Below are 1,735 nucleotides of genomic sequence, written 5' to 3' on the forward strand. Positions count from 1 at the left end.
AGCCGCGCTTGCCCAAGTTGTGCCGTCTCCTGCGCCTGTCCATGTCCACACAGTATCCGCACCCGATGCTAAAGTGCCATATGAGTTATCGTGGTTGTAGTCGGTGAAGTAAGAATTTGAGATACCGCCGATTTGATCATCTCCCGCAAATCCGCCGCCATTAGCGGAAACTGTTCCTATGGCATAAGAGTTATCGATAGTTGCTGTCCCAAAAAACTCCGGGTGCATATCATTACTTCCTACCAGCCCACCCACATAAGTGCTTAATGCTGTAGATGAAACATTACCTGTGGCATAAGAGCTTGAAATAGTAGTGGATCCTCCGGCAGCGTAGTTGCGCCCTACCAATCCACCTATATAATCTCCTGTTCCTGTAACAGTGCCAGTGGCGTAGCTTGAAGAAATTGATATAGTTTGTCCAACCTCGCCAGCCACAGAATACCCTATTAATCCACCCACATAGCTGGCCCCTGAAACATTCGCCGTGGAATAAGATCCGGAAATAGCCGCCGTATAGGAAGTTACTTCATCAACATTAATTTGACCTATCAACCCACCCACATAACTGCCGGTTCCCGTAACAGTGCCAGTGGAATAGCAATTGGAAATAGTGCTGTTACCGTTGTAGATATATCCGACAAGAGCGCCTACATTATTTTGGCCTGTTATATTGACATTTGTAAGGTATATATTTCTAAGATATAGATTAGCGAAAGTTCCGGCGGCAGTGCCAAAAAGCCCGACGTTATCAGTTGTAGAAAGACTTATCGTAAGGTTGGCAATAGTATAACCATAACCGTTATATTTACCATTGAACCCGTTTATTGCATATTCAGTAAAATCTTGTGTTAGTGTAATATCAGCTGTCTGAACATAATCTAAGGATAAATCTACGGTATAGAATAATTGAAGATCTGCCTCAGTTTCTATGCGGTAGGCGGGGGTAGTAGCCCCGTTAGGATTGGATGGCCCATTAAAGGTGCCGCCTGTTTTAGATAGAGAGCCATTAGCGTGTATTACGTTATAAGCAACTGCACCATATATATCATTTGTCTCATTAAAAGTGCCGCCTGCCTGGCTAAAGCATGTGCCGGAGCCTGTAATGGTAAGGTTATTAGCCAGTGATATAGTACCTGTATAGGTCGCGTCTATGGTTAAAGAGAGAATACTATTGGTAAATGCGGCATCTACAATGGAGTCCTTGATAGAGATGCCATTAAAGGTAACGGCATTACCGTTAGGTATTACGTTGCCATCCCAGTTAGCAGCTTCAGACCACTTATAGGTAGTTCCGCCACCATCCCATATAGGGTCTACGAGTATATTGTAGTTATTCCCATTGTCTACACCGTTAGGAATAAATAGGTAGTGCGTGGAATAGGCGTCAGCGACCATGACCCTATCTAGGGTATATGTGTCAGTATCGATATTTATATAATAATATTGTCCGGGTGTCTGTGAGTATAGCTTAATGTGGTATTCCTGGGGCCCAACATCAGGAGAACCGATAATATTAAGAGAGCCTTTAAAGGTAAATGTTTTACCGGCTTCAAAGTACAGATATTTACCCGGGGTTAGGCATTCGAAGTTATAGAATGTGATATTTCCATAGAAGTATGAGGGATTTTGGTCATTATAAACAGTTGTTCGAGTCGCCTTGAGCACAAGACTACTCGATATAGGGTAAATTATTTGGCCAAAGCCGTCGGGAGGACCTGTAATCTGTACACTTGTG

At 43.4% G+C, this 1,735-nt stretch carries 1 protein-coding gene; it reads right to left on the minus strand.

What is annotated here, in order from left to right; genetic code table 11:
- Positions 1–1,395: GLUG motif-containing protein (locus tag Q8R38_01425; GenBank protein MDP3790687.1), on the minus strand; the 1,395-nt coding region annotated here is incomplete at its 3' end.
- Positions 1,396–1,735: the final 340 nt, after the last annotated feature.

It is taken from the genome of Candidatus Omnitrophota bacterium (assembly GCA_030695905.1).
Taxonomy (GTDB): Bacteria; Omnitrophota; Gorgyraeia; order 2-01-FULL-45-10; family 2-01-FULL-45-10; genus CAZHPY01.